The organism is Arthrobacter antioxidans (assembly GCF_023100725.1).
GTDB classification, from domain to species: domain Bacteria; phylum Actinomycetota; class Actinomycetes; order Actinomycetales; family Micrococcaceae; genus Arthrobacter_D; species Arthrobacter_D antioxidans.
On sequence record NZ_CP095501.1, the window covers coordinates 1,466,973 to 1,483,223 of the forward strand.

The 16,251-nt window shown below is 70.0% G+C and carries 12 protein-coding genes; 7 read left to right on the forward strand and 5 right to left on the reverse strand.

Annotation, left to right across the window (positions count from 1 at the left end; translation table 11 throughout):
• Nucleotides 1–18 precede the first annotated feature (18 nt).
• Nucleotides 19–3,558 carry a DNA polymerase III subunit alpha gene (gene dnaE / locus MWM45_RS06725; RefSeq protein WP_269076577.1) on the forward strand — a complete coding sequence of 1,180 codons (3,540 nt, stop codon included), beginning with the start codon at nucleotides 19–21 and terminating at the stop codon, nucleotides 3,556–3,558.
• Nucleotides 3,559–3,609: 51 nt separating this feature from the next.
• Here the strand turns inward: dnaE and MWM45_RS06730 are convergent, their stop codons facing one another.
• The gene (locus tag MWM45_RS06730) at nucleotides 3,610–4,140 is read right to left on the reverse strand and encodes a flavin reductase family protein (protein ID WP_247828774.1); all 531 of its coding nucleotides are present in this window, start codon (nucleotides 4,138–4,140) and stop codon (nucleotides 3,610–3,612) included.
• Between the two features lie 85 nt (nucleotides 4,141–4,225).
• Here MWM45_RS06730 and MWM45_RS06735 point away from each other — a divergent pair, with 85 nt between their 5' ends.
• The 3 genes from MWM45_RS06735 (at nucleotide 4,226) to nrdR (ending at nucleotide 6,824) form a co-directional block, all read left to right on the forward strand.
• Nucleotides 4,226–4,753: a hypothetical protein gene (locus tag MWM45_RS06735; RefSeq protein WP_247828776.1), complete on the forward strand. Its 528-nt coding sequence runs from the start codon at nucleotides 4,226–4,228 to the stop codon at nucleotides 4,751–4,753.
• A gap of 76 nt (nucleotides 4,754–4,829) precedes the next feature.
• Nucleotides 4,830–6,194, forward strand: a complete 1,365-nt coding sequence (hisD, locus tag MWM45_RS06740) for a histidinol dehydrogenase (RefSeq protein ID WP_247828777.1) — start codon at nucleotides 4,830–4,832, stop codon at nucleotides 6,192–6,194.
• A 129-nt stretch (nucleotides 6,195–6,323) separates the two neighbouring features.
• Complete coding sequence (gene nrdR, locus MWM45_RS06745) at nucleotides 6,324–6,824, forward strand: transcriptional regulator NrdR (protein ID WP_247828778.1); 501 nt, start codon at nucleotides 6,324–6,326, stop codon at nucleotides 6,822–6,824.
• Nucleotides 6,825–6,985: 161 nt separating this feature from the next.
• Here the strand turns inward: nrdR and ppgK are convergent, their stop codons facing one another.
• Both ppgK and map read right to left on the reverse strand, forming a co-directional pair.
• On the reverse strand, nucleotides 6,986–7,798 hold the full coding sequence (gene ppgK / locus MWM45_RS06750; RefSeq protein ID WP_247828783.1) for a polyphosphate--glucose phosphotransferase: 813 nt from the start codon (nucleotides 7,796–7,798) through the stop codon (nucleotides 6,986–6,988).
• Between the two features lie 90 nt (nucleotides 7,799–7,888).
• The gene (map, locus tag MWM45_RS06755) at nucleotides 7,889–8,767 is read right to left on the reverse strand and encodes a type I methionyl aminopeptidase (RefSeq protein ID WP_247828785.1); all 879 of its coding nucleotides are present in this window, start codon (nucleotides 8,765–8,767) and stop codon (nucleotides 7,889–7,891) included.
• A gap of 96 nt (nucleotides 8,768–8,863) precedes the next feature.
• Between map and MWM45_RS06760 the strand changes: the two genes are divergently transcribed.
• The gene (locus tag MWM45_RS06760; RefSeq protein WP_247828787.1) at nucleotides 8,864–9,028 is read left to right on the forward strand and encodes an SPOR domain-containing protein; all 165 of its coding nucleotides are present in this window, start codon (nucleotides 8,864–8,866) and stop codon (nucleotides 9,026–9,028) included.
• 19 nt (nucleotides 9,029–9,047) lie between these two features.
• Here MWM45_RS06760 and panB read toward each other — a convergent pair whose 3' ends face one another.
• Nucleotides 9,048–9,917 carry a 3-methyl-2-oxobutanoate hydroxymethyltransferase gene (gene panB / locus MWM45_RS06765; RefSeq protein WP_247828788.1) on the reverse strand — a complete coding sequence of 290 codons (870 nt, stop codon included), beginning with the start codon at nucleotides 9,915–9,917 and terminating at the stop codon, nucleotides 9,048–9,050.
• 311 nt (nucleotides 9,918–10,228) lie between these two features.
• Here panB and glnA (MWM45_RS06770) point away from each other — a divergent pair, with 311 nt between their 5' ends.
• The gene (gene glnA / locus MWM45_RS06770; RefSeq protein ID WP_043446945.1) at nucleotides 10,229–11,569 is read left to right on the forward strand and encodes a type I glutamate--ammonia ligase; all 1,341 of its coding nucleotides are present in this window, start codon (nucleotides 10,229–10,231) and stop codon (nucleotides 11,567–11,569) included.
• Between the two features lie 32 nt (nucleotides 11,570–11,601).
• Nucleotides 11,602–14,610 carry a bifunctional [glutamine synthetase] adenylyltransferase/[glutamine synthetase]-adenylyl-L-tyrosine phosphorylase gene (locus MWM45_RS06775; protein ID WP_247828790.1) on the forward strand — a complete coding sequence of 1,003 codons (3,009 nt, stop codon included), beginning with the start codon at nucleotides 11,602–11,604 and terminating at the stop codon, nucleotides 14,608–14,610.
• A 90-nt stretch (nucleotides 14,611–14,700) separates the two neighbouring features.
• Here the strand turns inward: MWM45_RS06775 and glnA (MWM45_RS06780) are convergent, their stop codons facing one another.
• A complete protein-coding gene (gene glnA / locus MWM45_RS06780; RefSeq protein ID WP_043446939.1) occupies nucleotides 14,701–16,125 on the reverse strand; it encodes a type I glutamate--ammonia ligase in 1,425 nt (474 codons plus the stop codon).
• Nucleotides 16,126–16,251 lie beyond the last annotated feature (126 nt).

A 16,251-nucleotide genomic window follows, 5' to 3' on the forward strand; every position in this document is an offset into this window, starting at 1 on the left:
GAGCACTAGACTCGGGGGGTGGCTACTCCTGCATCAACAGATTCGTTCGTCCACCTCCACAACCACACCGAGTACTCGATGCTCGACGGCGCGGCCCGGCTGACGGACCTCTTCGCCCATACCGAGGAACTCGGGATGAAGGCCCTCGCGACCACCGACCACGGGTTCGTGTTCGGTGCCTTCGACTTCTGGAGCAAGGCCACCAGCGCGGGCATCAAGCCCATCATCGGCGTGGAGGCCTACCTCACCCCGGGGACCGCCCGGAACGACCGCACCCGCGTGCAGTGGGGCGGCGGCGGGCGCGACGACGTCTCCGGTGCCGGCGCGTACACCCACATGACCCTGTGGTCCGAGACCACCCAGGGCATGCACAACCTCTTCCGGATGTCCTCGCTCGCCTCCCTCGAGGGCTATCTCTACAAGCCCCGCATGGACCGCGACCTGCTGCAGACGTACGGGGAGGGCCTGATCGCGACGACGGGCTGCCCGTCCGGCGAGGTCCAGACCAAGCTCCGGCTCGGCCTGTACGACGAGGCGCGGCAGGCGGCGTCGGACTTCCGGGACATCTTCGGGGCGGAGAACTACTTCTGCGAGCTGATGGACCACGGGCTCGACATCGAGCGGAACGTCAAGGCGGACCTGATCCGGCTCGCGAAGGACCTGGGGCTGCCGCTCGTGGCCACCAACGACCTGCACTACACGCACGCGGAGGACTCCAAGGCCCACGCGGCCCTGCTGTGCGTCCAGTCGGGGTCCACCCTCGCGGACCCCAAGCGCTTCAAGTTCGACGCCGACGAGTTCTACCTGAAGTCGCCCGCAGAGATGCGCGCGATCTTCCGCGACTACCCGGAGGCCTGCGACAACACCCTGCTCATCGCCGAGCGGTGCGACGTCGAGTTCAACACCAAGGCCAACTACATGCCCCGGTTCCCCGTACCGGAGGGCGAGAACGAGCAGTCCTGGTTCGTCAAGGAGGTCGAGACCGGCCTGCAGTACCGCTACCCGGCGGGCGTGCCCGACGACGTCCGCAAGCAGGCGGAGTTCGAGGTCGGCGTCATCACGCAGATGGGCTTCCCCGGCTACTTCCTCGTGGTCGCGGACTTCATCAACTGGGCGAAGAACAACGGGATCCGGGTGGGGCCCGGCCGCGGCTCGGGTGCAGGGTCCATGGTGGCGTACGCGATGCGCATCACCGACCTCGACCCCCTGAAGCACGGCCTGATCTTCGAGCGCTTCCTCAACCCCGAGCGCGTCTCCATGCCCGACTTCGACGTCGACTTCGATGACCGGCGCCGTGCCGAGGTCATCCGGTACGTGACCGAGAAGTACGGCGACGAGCGCGTGGCCATGATCGTCACCTACGGCACCATCAAGGCCAAGCAGGCGCTCAAGGACTCCTCCCGCGTGATGGGATACCCGTTCTCCACGGGGGAGCGGCTCACCAAGGCCATGCCGCCGGACGTCATGGGCAAGGGCCTCGCCCTGGCCGACGTGCACAACAAGCAGGCCAAGCGCTACTCCGAGGCGGAGGAGCTGCGCGAGCTCCTGAAGACCGACGCCGACTCCGAGAAGGTGTTCGAGACGGCCCTCGGCCTCGAGGGGCTGAAGCGCCAGTGGGGCGTGCACGCCGCCGGCGTCATCATGTCCTCCGACCCGCTGATCGACATCATCCCGATCATGCGCCGTGAGCAGGACGGCCAGATCATCACGCAGTTCGACTACCCCACGTGCGAGGGCCTCGGGCTGATCAAGATGGACTTCCTCGGCCTGAGGAACCTGACGATCATCACGGACGCCGTCGAGAACATCAAGGCCAACAAGGGCGCGGACCTCGTCCTCGAGGACCTCGAGCTCGACGACAAGGAGTCCTACGAACTCCTGGCCCGCGGCGACACGCTGGGCGTCTTCCAGCTCGACGGCGGTCCCATGCGGTCGCTGCTGAAGCTCATGCGTCCCGACAACTTCGAGGACATCTCCGCCGTCCTGGCGCTGTACCGGCCGGGTCCGATGGGCGTGAACTCGCACACGAACTACGCCCTGCGCAAGAACGGCCTGCAGGACATCGAGCCGATCCACCCCGAGCTCGAGGGTCCGCTCGAGGAGATCCTCGGCGGCACGTACGGCCTCATCGTGTACCAGGAGCAGGTGATGAGCGCCGCCCAGAAGCTGGCGAACTTCACGCTCGGCCAGGCGGACATGCTCCGCCGCGCGATGGGCAAGAAGAAGAAGTCGGAGCTGGACAAGCAGCAGGCCGACTTCTTCGCCGGCATGAAGGCCAACGGCTACTCGCAGGCCGCGATGGACAAGCTGTGGATCGTCCTCGAATCCTTCTCCGACTACGCGTTCAACAAGGCGCACACCGCGGCGTACGGCCTCGTGTCCTACTGGACGGCGTACCTGAAGGCGCACTTCCCCGCCGAGTACATGGCGGCCCTGCTCACGAGCGTCGGCGACGACAAGGACAAGCTGGCGATCTACCTCAACGAGTGCCGCCGCATGGGCATCACCGTCCTGCCGCCGGACGTCAACGAGTCCAGCGTGAATTTCACCCCGGTCGGGAAGGACATCCGCTTCGGCATGGGCGCCATCCGCAACGTCGGCGCGAACGTCGTCGGCGCGATGGTGGGGGCGCGGGAGGAGAAGGGGGCGTTCACCTCGTTCAGCGACTTCCTGCAGAAGGTGCCCGCCGTCGTGTGCAACAAGCGCACCATCGAATCGCTCATCAAGGCCGGCGCCTTCGACTCGCTCCGGCATCCGCGGCGGGCCCTGGCGATGATCCACGAGGAGGCCGTGGACTCGGTGATCGTCCTCAAGCGCAACGAGGCGGCCAACCAGTTCGATCTCTTCAGCGCGTTCGACGACGCCGGGGGCGCCGTGGGGGGCCTGTCCGTCGAGGTGCCGGACCTGCCCGAGTGGGACAAGAAGGACAAGCTGTCCTTCGAACGCGACATGCTCGGCCTGTACGTCTCGGACCACCCCCTCCAGGGACTGGAGGGAATCCTCAGCCAGCACGCCGACTCCTCCATCCCGTCCATCATCAGCGAGGAGGGCCCGGCGGACGGTGCGATCGTCACCATCGCCGGCATGATCACCTCGCTCCAGCGCCGGATCGCCAAGAACAGCGGCAACGCCTACGCGCGGGCCGAGGTGGAGGACCTGGCCGGGTCCATGGAGGTCATGTTCTTCGGACAGGTCTACGGGCCCATCTCGGCGGTCCTCGCGGAGGACCTGATCGTCGTCGTGCGGGGGCGCCTGCAGCGTCGCGACGACGGCGCGGTGATGCTCAACGCGCAGGAGCTCACGGTGCCGGACCTCAGCGAGGGGCATTCCGGGCCCGTGGTGATCTCCATGCTGCAGCACAAGGCGACGGAGACCGCGGTCACGGCGCTCGGCGACGTGCTCAGGACGCACCCGGGGACCAGCGAGGTGCTGATCCGGCTCAACGGCTCACGCAAGGTCGAGGTCATGAAGCTGGGCGTGGACCTGCGCGTCAACCCGACGCCGGGCCTCTTCGGGGACCTCAAGATCCTGTTCGGGCCGGCCTGCCTCGACGCCTGACCGGCAGGTCCGGGGCGGGCCCGACCGGCAGGCCCGGCCCGCGGACGTGCGTCAGATGACGTAGTCGGTGGCCGTCGGCGTGCCGTAGCTGCCGCCGTGGTACAGCAGGGGAGCGCCGTCGGAGCCGATGGTCCCGGCGACCACCTCCGCGACGACCACGGCGTTGTTCTCGAAGGACAGGCGCATGCTGATGCGTCCCACGAGCCAGCCGGCGACGTCCCGGAGGATCGGGACGCCCTCCGGTCCCGGCTCCCAGTGGTCGCCCGTGAACCGGTCCTTCGTGCGCGCGAAGCGGTTCGCCAGGCCCTCGTTCTCGGTGCTGAGCATGTGGACGCCCACGAAGTTCGTGTTCGCGACCGCCGGCCACGAGGAGGAGGACCGTGCCATGTTGAACGTGAAGCGTGGCGGTTCGGCGGACAGCGACGCCACGGACGTCGCCGTGAAGCCGTAGGGGACACCGTCGTAGGTGGCGGTGATGATGGCCACGCCGGCGGCGTGGCGCCGGAAGACCTCGCGGAAGGACTCCGCGTGCGCGCCGGGCATCGAGGTCACGACCGGCGCTGTGGTACCTGGGTTGCTCATTGGTTCCTCCGAAGGCTCTGGACGTGGGACACCCCAACCCTAGGCGCGCACCCCGGACGCGGAGCGGTTTGTTAATGTAGAAGTCATGCGCGCCAGCCAGGAGTCGGACACCGGACCCAGCAACTACCCGCCTCCCGTGTACTCCGTGGCCGAGGACCGGCGAACAGTGCCGCCGGCGGGTGTGTACTGGTGGCTCGGGTCCACGATCCTCCTGGGTGCCGTCCTGGGGGTCGCCTGGTGGCTGCTCGCTCCCACCGGACGCCTGTTCGGCGACCCGTCCTCCGCCGACCAGTGGCTGCTCCGGGACCTCACCCTCGCGGGCCTCGGACTCGCCGCCGGGATCGCCGTCGGTACCGTGGTGGCCGTGCGGCTCACGCTGCCCGCCCCGGTGTCGCGCATCCTGGCCGCCGTCGGCGGGTCGGTCCTCGGCTCCCTCCTCGCCCTCGGCGTCGGGGAGGGCCTCGCCTACCTGTTCGGCCCCCACGGGCAGGACGGGCGGCCCGGCTCCGACTTCCTGCTGCATTCCTACGGCGCCCTGGCCATCTGGCCTGCCGTCGCCGCCGTCATCATCTTCGTCACGGCCCTCGTCGGCCTCGCACGCCGCCGGACCTGACGGCGGGCCCGCCGTCGGCGCACCGGCAGCCGTCCTCGGGTGAACCCGCGGGCGGCGCTCCCGATAGACTCTCAGGGTGAATCCACCGTCCAGCACCTCCCCGACCGTCGGCTTCCGCACCATCGACCTGCGGGGCCGTACCCTGTCGCCCGGCGACCTGAAGCGCGCCATGCCCCGTGCCGCCGCGGACGCCCGGTCCTCGGAAGCCGCCGTGCAGGCCATCATCGACGACGTCCGCGCCCGCGGCGTCGAGACCCTCCGCGACCTCGCCCTGCGCTTCGACGGCGTCGAGCAGGACCACCCCCGGGTGCCGGCCGACATCATCGACGCCGCCCTCGCGGGCCTGGACGACGGCGTCCGGGCCGCGCTCGAGGAGGCCATCCGGCGGGCGCGCCTCTTCGCCCGGGCCCAGGTGCCGGACGACGTGGAGGTGCAGGTCGCTCCCGGGGCCCACCTGACGCACCGGTGGATCCCGGTGGACCGCGTGGGCCTCTACGTGCCCGGCGGGCTCGCCGTCTACCCGTCCTCCGTGGTCATGAACGTGGTGCCCGCCCAGGCGGCCGGCGTCGGGTCCATCGCCCTCGCCTCGCCCCCGCAGAAGGAGTTCGGCGGCTGGCCGCACCCCGTGATCCTCGCCGCCGCCGCCATGCTCGGCGTCACCGAGGTGTACGCGATGGGCGGCGCCCAGGCCGTCGCCGCCCTCGCCTACGGGATCCGCGACGACGCCGGGACCGGCCGGGACATCGATCCCGTGGATGTCATCACGGGGCCCGGCAACGTGTTCGTGGCCACGGCCAAACGGCTGGTCCGCGGGCAGGTGGGCATCGACTCGGAAGCCGGCACCACCGAGATCGCCGTCCTCGCCGACGCGACGGCCGACCCCGGCCTCGTCGCCGCGGACCTGGTGAGCCAGGCGGAACACGACCCGCAGGCCGCGTCCGTCCTGGTGACGGACTCGGAGGAGCTCGCGGCCGCCGTCGTCGGTGCGCTCGAGGTGCGTGCCGCCCGGACGCGGCACGCCGACCGGGTCCGCACCGCCCTGTCCGGGCCGCAGTCCGGGGTGATCCTGGTCGACGACGTCGAGCACGGCATCGCCGTGTGTGACGCCTACGCGGCCGAGCACCTCGAGATCCAGACCGCGGACGCGGCAGCCGTGGCCGGACGCATCCGCAACGCCGGGGCCGTCTTCATCGGCGCCTACAGCCCGGTCAGCCTCGGGGACTACTGTGCGGGGTCCAACCACGTGCTGCCCACCGGCGGGACGGCCGCGTTCGCCTCCGGACTCAACGTGACGACGTTCCTGCGGGCCGTCCAGCTCGTCCACTACGACCGCGAGGCGCTGCGCGGGGTCGCCTCCTCGATCCTCGCCCTGTCCGAGGCGGAGAACCTCCCCGCGCACGGGGAGGCCGTCGCGGCCCGTTTCGAGGCCGACGCGACCTGACCCGCCGACACACCGGTTCCGGCGGATGGCCACTACATCTGGTAATTACAGTGTTGTTGTTTCACTACATGTAGTCCTAAACTGGTCACGGCACGTTGTTCGGACGGGCCACGGAGCGGGAGGGGAGCCATGTACTGTCCGTACTGCCGCAATGCCGACTCCCGCGTCGTCGACAGCCGTCTCGCGGATGACGGATCGGCGATCCGACGCCGGCGCCAGTGCCCCCAGTGCGGCCGCCGCTTCAGCACCGTGGAGACCACGACCCTCAGCGTCATCAAGCGCTCCGGGGCGGGCGAGGCGTTCAGCCGGTCCAAGATCATCAACGGTGTCCGCAAGGCCTGCCAGGGCCGCCCGGTGACGGAGGACGACCTCGCCCTCCTGGCGCAGGAGGTCGAGGAGAACGTCCGGGCCAGCGGCGTCGCGGAGATCGACGCGCACGAGGTGGGGCTCGCCATCCTCGAGCCGCTGCGCAAGCTCGACCAGATCGCCTACCTGCGGTTCGCCAGCGTGTACCAGGGCTTCGAGTCCCTCGAGGATTTCGAGGAGGCCATCGGGACCCTGCGACGACAGAACGAGGACAACGGGCAGCGCGTCCCCACCGGGATGCAGCGGCCGTTGACGGCGCACTAGCGCCCTACAAGACCCCGGTGGTGGCTGCGGAGGGGAAGCCGACGCCACCACCGGTTCCACCTCCCGTCGCCGAGGCGTACGAGCAGCGGTCTCCGAAGGACAGAAGCCCGGTGCGGATGCGATCCGTACCGGGCTTCTGCGTACCGTGGTTCCCGCGGTGGTCAGGCCTTCGTGCCGGAGAGCAGGGCGGCCTGCAGCGCTCCGCCGACGATCCCGGCCTGGTTCTTCAGCTGCGCCGGGATGATCGGGGTGCGCAGGTCCAGCGACGGCAGGTACTCGCTGCTCCGCTTCGAGATCCCACCCCCCACGATGAACAGCTCGGGGGAGAAGAGGAACTCCACGTGCGAGAAGTAGCGCTGGAGGCGGACGGCGTACTCGTCCCAGCCGATGCCCTCCCGCTCGCGGGCGACGGCGGACGCCTTCGTCTCCGCGTCGTGCCCGTCGATCTCGAGGTGGCCGAGCTCGGCGTTCGGCACCAGCTTGCCGTCGAAGATGAACGCCGAGCCGATGCCCGTGCCCAGGGTGATCACGAGGACCGTGCCCATCCTGCCCTTGCCGGCTCCGTAGCGGACCTCGGCGAGTCCGGCGGCATCGGCGTCGTTGATCACGTGGACGTCCCGCCCGAGGACCTTGCTGAACAGGCCGTCGACGTCGGTGTCGACCCAGCTCTTGTCCACGTTCGCCGCGGACCGGGCGATGCCGTGCTGGATGATGGCCGGGAAGGTGACCCCGACCGGGACGTCGGCCGCCGGGCCTTCGGGCCGTGAGGAGAGCTCCGCGACGATCTGGGCGACCACCTCGGCGACGGCCTCCGGCGTCGAGGGCTTCGGCGTCGGGATCCGGTAGCGTTCGCCGACGATCACTCCCTTCTCGAGGTCGACGATGCCGCCCTTGATGCCCGTGCCGCCGATGTCCACGCCGATGACCGTGGCGGGGAGCTTCTTCGATTTCTTCTTGTCGGTGTCCTTGGCCATGGCTCTCTCTCGGCGGGTGGGGTGGGGCGTCGTCCGGCGGGCCGGACATGGTCGTGGTGCGGCGTCCGGGGTGGACTGCCGGGTGTGGTGCTACGGGAGGGTCAGGATCTCCGCGCCGCGGTCCGTGACCAGGAGAGTGTGCTCGAACTGCGCGGTCCTCTTCCGGTCCTTCGTGACGACGGTCCAGTCGTCCGCCCACATGGTCCACTCGACGGTCCCGAGCGTGAGCATCGGCTCGATCGTGAAGACCATCCCCGGCTCGATCACGCGGTTGTACGCCGGGGCGGCGTCGTAGTGCGGGATGATCAGGCCGGTGTGGAACGCCTCGCCGACGCCGTGCCCGGTGAAGTCACGGACAACACCATAACCGAAGCGCTTCGCGTAGGACTCGATGGTGCGGCCGATGACGTTGATCTCGCGGCCCGGGGCCACCGCGCGGATGGCGCGGTTGAGGGATTCCTGCGTGCGCTCGACGAGCAGGCGGGACTCGACGTCGACGTCGCCGATGCAGAAGGTGTAGTTCGTGTCGCCGTGCACGCCGTCCTTGTAGGCCGTGATGTCGATGTTCAGGATGTCCCCGTCCTCGATCACCGTGGAGTCCGGGATGCCGTGGCAGATGACCTCGTTGAGCGACGAGCACAGCGACTTCGGGAACCCCCGGTACCCGAGCGTCGAGGGGTAGGCGCCGTGGTCGAGCAGGAACTCGTGCCCGATCCGGTCGAGGTGGTCGGTGGTGACGCCGGGTTTCGCATGGTTGCCGACCTCGACGATGGCCTGGGCGGCGATCCTGGCGGCCACGCGGATCTTCTCGATCGTCTCCGGCGTCTTCACCTCGGACCCGGTGAAGGGTGCGGGCGCCGTGCGGCCCACGTACTCCGGGCGTGCGATGCCCCGGGGAACGGGGCGCTGGGGCGAGAGGGTGCCTGGTGTCAGGGTCCCAAGGGGCGCGGCGGCGGAAGTCTGGGGCATACCCTGATTCTATAGTGGGCGCTGGTCGGTGGCCGAAAGGCGCCACCGGACCGCCCGGCGGATGACACGGTCCGCGCCCGGATCGAGGAGGTCGGCATGACGGAGTACTGGTTCAACGTGCGCACGCACGAGATCGAGGAGGACCGGCTGTCGGACTGGTCGCAGCTCATTGGCCCGTACGCGACGAGGGCCGAGGCCGAGAAGGCCCTCGAAAAGGTCCAGCAGCGCAACGATGCCTGGGACCGGGACGACGACGCCTAGGCACCGTCCCGTCCATCGGCTAGAACGTGTGCTCGGGCCCGGGGAACGTGCCCGCCCGCACCTCGTCCGCGTAGGCGCGGGCGGCGTCCGTGAGGACCGTCCGGACGTCCGCGTACTGCTTGACGAACCTCGCCTGCCTGCCGCCGCGCAGCCCCGCCATGTCCTGCCACACCAGCACCTGCCCCGTGGTGCCCGGGCCGGCGCCGATGCCGATCGTCGGCACACGCACCGCGGCCTCGACGGCGTCCGCCGTCGCGGTGGGCACCATCTCCATGAGGACGCAGAACGCGCCGGCGTCGGCGAGGGCGACGGCGTCGTCGATGATGCGCTGCGACGCGTCCCCGCGCCCCTGGACCCGGTACCCGCCGAGGGCGTGTTCGCTCTGCGGCGTGAAGCCGATGTGCGCCATGACCGGGATGCCGGCGCGTACGAGCGCCCGCACCGTCCCGGCGTACTCGGCGCCGCCCTCCATCTTCACGGCGTGCACCAGGCCCTCCTTCAGGAGGCGGACCGAGGACTCGACGGCCTGCTGGGGTGAGACCTCGTAGCTGCCGAAGGGCAGGTCGGCGACGACGAGGGCCCGCCGTGCCGCCGTGCTCACCGCCCGGCTGAAGAGGATCATCTCGTCCAGCGTGATGGGCAGCGTCGTGGCATGGCCGAGGACGTTGTTGGCCGCCGAATCGCCGACCAGGAGCACCTCGATGCCGGCCTCGTCGAACACCTGCGCCGCGTACTGGTCGTACGCCGTCAGCATCGCGAAGCGCGTGCCGTTGTCCTTCGCCTGCTGCAGGTGGTGGATGCGGATGCGACCGGTCGGGGCGCCGGTCGGCGGGGTCGGCGTCGTGCCTGCGCCCGCTCCGTAGGGGGCGGGCAATTCGGCGGAAGTCATGACACGAGACTATCGGACGGTGCTGCGCCGTCCCGCGGCCCGCTGCCCCGCCGCAACCCACCGCAAGCCGTAACCACCCGTAGGCCGTAACCGCCCGTTAACACGGACGCGCGAGAATGGCGAGGCGCGGCCGCGCCTGTTCTGCGCCTGCGGATCAGTAGAGTGATGACGGCGCCGCACGCGTGCTCGAGGCGGCCCGTGGGCCCTGCGGGTCCCCGCGGCGCCGGAGCAGGACGTATAGGACGCCGGACAGGGATTGCCGGCCGCCCCGACCGAGCGGTCCGGGCGTCGATTCGAGGAATGAGGTTGTCATGGACCGCCAGCAGGAGTTCGTACTGCGCACCATCGAGGAGCGGGACGTGCGCTACGTACGGCTGTGGTTCACCGACGTCGTCGGCTCCCTGAAGTCGGTGGCGCTCGCACCGGCCGAGGTCGAGGGGGCGTTCGAGGAGGGCCTCGGGTTCGACGGGTCCTCCATCGAGGGGCTCGCCCGGGTGTACGAGTCGGACATGCTGGCCCAGCCGGACCCCTCGACGTTCCAGATCCTGCCCTGGCGCGGGGAGAAGGAGCAGACGTCCCGGATGTTCTGCGACATCCTCACCCCGGACGGCCAGCCGTCCACCGCCGACCCGCGCGGGGTCCTCAAGAAGACCCTCGCGAAGGCCGCCGACATGGGCTTCACCTGCTACACGCACCCGGAGATCGAGTTCTACCTGCTGAAGTCCGCGGAACCGGGCGCGGACGGCCAGCCCGTGCCGGTGGACCAGGCGGGCTACTTCGACCACGTGCCGGGCGGCGTGGCCCAGGACTTCCGGCGCACGGCGGTGGCGATGCTGGAGTCCGTGGGCATCTCCGTCGAGTTCAGCCACCACGAGGCGGGCCCGGGGCAGAACGAGATCGACCTGCGGTACGCCGACGCGCTGCAGACCGCCGACAACATCATGACGTTCCGCACCATCATCAAGGAGGTCGCGCTGACCTCCGGCAGCTACGCGACCTTCATGCCCAAGCCCTTCTCGGATCACCCCGGGTCGGGGATGCACACCCACTTCTCGCTGTTCGAGGGTGACACGAACGCGTTCTACGAGGCCGGGGCCGAGTTCCAGCTGTCGAAGACCGCGCGCCAGTTCATCGCGGGCATCCTCCGGCACGCCCCCGAGTTCACCGCCGTGACCAACCAGTTCGTGAACTCCTTCAAGCGGCTCTGGGGCGGCGGGGAGGCGCCGAGCTACCTGTCCTGGGGCCACAACAACCGCTCCGCCCTGGTCCGCGTGCCCCTGTACAAGCCCAACAAGGGCCAGTCCGCGCGCATCGAGTACCGTGGCATCGACTCCGCGAGCAACCCCTACCTCGCGTACTCGGTGCTCCTCGGGGCGGGGCTGAAGGGCATCGAGGAGGGCTACGACCTGCCGCCGGCCGCCGAGGACGACGTCTGGAGCCTGACCGCCGCCGAGCGCCGCGCCATGGGACACGACCCGCTGCCCGCCAGCCTGCACGACGCCATCCGCGTCATGGAGGAGTCCGAGCTCGTCGCGGACATCCTGGGGGAGCAGGTCTTCGAGAACTTCCTGCGGAACAAGCGGGCGGAGTGGCACGACTACCGCATCCAGGTGACCCCCTACGAGCTGCGCCGGAACCTCAACATCCTGTAAGGCCCTTCCGGGGACATGGCTAGGGTTGGACCATGAGCCTTAACCGCAAGCTGATCAGTTACGGCTTCACGGACCTCGAGAAGAGCCGGCGTTTCCTCGACGCCCCGGAGCTGCGGGGTCTCAACGACGACGACCTCTTCGCCGGCCTCGCCCTGGCCGCCAACCCGGACATGGCGCTGCAGTCCTTCGTGCGCCTCCTCGCGGTGGAGCGCACGGCGGTCGCGGCGGCCTTCGCCGACGTCGGCCGGCGCGGTCTCCTGTTCCGGCTGCTGGGCGCCACCGAGGCGCTCGGGGAGTTCCTCATGCGGCGCCCCGAGCACTTGGACGTCGTGAGGACCCGGCCGGCGACCCCTCCGGTCGTCGCTCCGGAGGACCTGCGCGCGGAGCTGCTCCGCTCCGTCGACGCAGACCCGGCCGCGGCCAACCCCGTCGCGGGCGTCGTCGGCGTCGACGCGTACTGCCGGCTCCGGGTGGCCTACCGGAGGCTCCTCACGGACCTCGCCGTCCGCGACCTCGGCCACTGCATCCCCGTCGACTACCTGCCCGTCGTCGGGCGTGAACTCGCGGACCTCGCCGCCGCCGCCCTGGAGGCCTCCCTCGCCGTCGCACGCGCGGAACTGGGCGAGGTGTACGGACCGGACGTCGTCGCCCGGGTGAGGCTCGCCGTGATCGCGATGGGCAAGTGCGGAGCCCGCGAACTGAACTACATCTCCGACGTCGACGTCGTCTACGTGGTGGAGGGCGAGGACCTCGACGACACGACGCTCACCCGGATCGGGACGGGGCTCGCGTCGGGGATGACCCGCGGCGTCTACTCGCCCGGACCGGAGCCCGCCCTGTGGGAGGTGGACGCGAACCTCCGGCCCGAGGGCAAGGACGGCCAGCTCGTCCGGACGCTGCAGTCCCACGTGTCCTACTACGAGCGGTGGGCGAAGACCTGGGAGTTCCAGGCCCTCCTCAAGGCCCGGGCCGCGGCAGGGGACCCCGACCTCGGCCTGCGGTACGAGGAAGCCGTCGCCCCGCTCATCTGGGCGTCGTCGCAGCGGGAGGGCTTCGTGGAGGGCGTCCGTGCCATGCGCCGCCGGGTCACGGACAACATCGCCCGCGACGAGGAGGCCCGCCAGCTGAAGCTCGGGCCGGGCGGCCTCCGCGACGTCGAGTTCACCGTGCAGCTGCTGCAGCTCGTGCACGGACGGCTGGACGACTCGCTGCGGGTGCGTGACACCGTCTCCGCCATCGCCGCCCTGAGCGCCGCCGGGTACGTGGGACGCTCCGACGCGCTGGACCTCGACGACGCCTACCGGTACCTGCGGGTCCTCGAGCACAGGATCCAGCTCATGCAGATGCGCCGCACCCACCTGATGCCCGAGGACGAGGCGTCGCTGCGCGCCCTTGCGCGGTCCTCGGAGGGGTGCATGGTGAGGGTGCGACCGAGCGCCCAGAGCCTCCACGACAAGTGGCAGTCCACGCGGCGGCTCGTCAAGCGCCTCCACGAGTCGATCTTCTACCGGCCGCTGCTCAACAACGCGGCGACGCTCCGGCCCGAGGACGTGCAGCTCACGGCGGAGGCGGCGCAGGCGCGCCTCGCGGCCCTGGGCTACCAGGATCCGCGCGGGGCGATGCGCCACATCGAGGCGCTCACGGGCGGGCTGCGGCGCCGGGCGCTGCTGCAGCGGCAGCTCCTGCCCATCCTGCTGGGCTGGTTCGCCGACGGCGTGGATCCCGACGCCGGACTCCTCGGGTTCCGCCGCCTCAGCGAGTCGCTCGGCGAGAGCCACTGGTACCTGGGCATGCTGCGCGATTCGAACGCCGCGGCGGAGCGGCTCTGCGCCGTCCTGTCCAGCAGCCGGTTCATCACCGACCTGCTGGAGGTGTCGCCGGAGTCGACGCAGTGGCTCGGCTCCGACGCCGAGCTCGTCCCCGAGACCTTCGAGGCCCAGTGGCACGAGATCCGGTCCAAGATGTCGCGGCACCCCGAACCGGAGGAGGCCATGCGCCTGATCCGGCTCATCCGGCGTCGGGAGCTGCTGCGGATCGCCATCGCGGACAGCTCGGGCCTGCTCTCCCAGGCGGAGGTGGGGGAGGCGCTGTCCGACACCGACCGGGCGGCGGTCCTCGGTGCCCTGCACGTGGCGGAGAACCAGGTGTTGGCCGGTGAGGAGCAGCTCACCGACGTCGTCGTGATGGCGATGGGACGCCAGGGCGGCCGCGAGATCACGTACGGGTCCGACGCCGACGTCATCTACGTGCACCGGCCGCGACCCGGGGTGGACGAGTCCGCGGCGCAGAAGCAGGCGGAGGCGATCGTCGCCCGGCTGGTCGCGCTGCTCACGCAGCCCTGCAAGCCGGCCGTGCTCGCCGAACGCGTGCTGGAGATCGACGCAGCCCTCCGCCCGGAGGGCAAGCAGGGGCCCATGGTGCGCTCCATCGCCTCCTTCCGCGAGTACTACCGCCGCTGGTCGCTCGTGTGGGAGGCGCAGGCGCTCCTGAGGGCCCGGCCCCTGGCGGGTGACGACAGCCTGGCCGCCGAGTTCCTCGAGCTCATCGACCCGGTGCGGTATCCCCGGGAGCTGGCCGAGACCGACGTCCGTGAGATCCGGCGCATCAAGGCGCGCGTGGAAGCGGAACGGCTGCCGCGCGGGGCGGACCCGTCACGGCACCTGAAGCTGGGCCGCGGCGCGCTCAGCGACGTCGAGTGGCTGGTGCAGCTCCTCCAACTGCAGCACGCGCACGCGATCCCGGCCCTGCGGGTGCAGTCCACGCTCGCGGCGCTGCAGGTGATCGAGGCCGAGGGGCTGGTCCCGGCGGAGGATGTGGCCATGCTGCGCGGCAGCTGGACCCTGGCCACCCGGATCCGCGGGGCGAACGTCATCTGGAGCGGCCGGGGGTCCGATCTGCTGCCCTCCTCGCGCCGCGACCTCGAGGCGGTGGCGCGGTGGTGCGGCTACGGTCCGGACAGCGGCTCCCACCTGGAGGAGGACTACCTCCGGATGACCAGGCGCAGCCGGAGCATCTTCGAGCGGCATTTCTACGGGTACTAGCGGTCCCGTTCCCCGTGCGGGAACGGCGACGGCGGCCGCCCCCGCCAGGGGAGCGGCCGCCGTCGTCGGTGCCTGTGGTGCCGGGTGCTGCTAGACGCCGTAGTAGAGCTCGAACTCGTAGGGGTTCGGGCGCAGGGAGAGCGGCTTGATCTCCATCTCGCGCTTGTACTCGATCCACGTGTCGATCAGGTCCTGCGTGAAGACGTCGCCCGCCTGCAGGAACTCGTTGTCCGCCTCGAGGGCCAGCAGGGCCTCCTCGAGCGAGCCGGGGGCCTTCTGGATGTCCTTGGCCTCCTCGGCGGGGAGCTCGTAGAGGTCCTTGTCGATGGGATCCGCGGGCTCGATGCGGTTCTTGATCCCGTCGAGGCCGGCCATGAGCTGCGCGGCGAAGGCCAGGTACGGGTTCGACGACGGGTCCGGCGCGCGGAACTCGATGCGCTTGGCCTTCGGGTTGGACCCGGTGATCGGGATGCGGATGCCGGCGGAGCGGTTGCCCTGCGAGTAGACCATGTTGACCGGGGCTTCGAAGCCCTTGACCAGGCGGCGGTAGGAGTTGACCGTCGGGTTGGTGAAGGCCAGGACGGCGGACGCGTGCTTGAGCAGGCCGCCGATGTACCAGCGGGCCATGTCGGAGAGACCGGCGTAGCCGCGCTCGTCGTAGAACAGCGGCACGCCGTTGCTCCACAGGGACTGGTGGCAGTGCATGCCGGAGCCGTTGTCGCCGAAGACGGGCTTCGGCATGAAGGTGGCGGACTTGCCCCAGGCGTTCGAGACGTTCTTGACGATGTACTTGAACTTCTGCAGGTCATCCGCAGCGTGCGTCATGGTCGTGAACTTGTAGTTGATCTCGGCCTGGCCGGCGCCGCCGACCTCGTGGTGGGACCGCTCGACCTCGAGGCCCGCCTTGTCCAGCTCGACGCAGATCGCGTCGCGCAGGTCCGCCTGCTTGTCGACGGGGGACACCGGGAAGTAGCCGCCCTTGAACGGCGTCTTGTTGCCGAGGTTGCCGCCGACTTCCTCGCGGCCGCTGTTCCAGGGCGCCTCGATGGAGTCCACCTTGTAGAAGCTGCCCTGCGGGGAGGATTCGTACTGCACGTTGTCGAAGATGAAGAACTCGGCCTCGGGGGCGAAGAACGCCGTGTCCGCGATGCCGGTCGAGGAGAGGTACGCCTCCGCACGCTCGGCGACGCTGCGGGGATCGCGGTGGTAGGGGTCGCCGGTGCGCGGGTTGACGATGGAGAAGTTCAGCGCGAGGGTCTTCTCGGCGCGGAACGTGTCGATGAACGCCGTCGTCACGTCCGGGATCAGCTGCATGTCCGACTCGGCGATGCCCTGGAAGCCGCGGATGGAGGAGCCGTCGAAGAGCTGCCCGTGGATGAAGAAGTCCGCGTCGACCGTCTTGGCGGGGACGTTGAAGTGCTGCTGCACGCCGGGCAGGTCGGTGAATCGGACATCGACAAACCTGATGTCTTCGTCGGCGATGAACTTGAGGACCTCGTCCGCATTCTTAAACATCGATTCGTGCTCCTATCGCATGGCTGGGGGGAAACTGGACGCCAGCGCGTGCCCCTGCATCGCGCGGGAAGTCACGAGCTCTGGCGGAGTGGGACACTGCCGCCGTCTCGCTCCCACTGTAGGAGC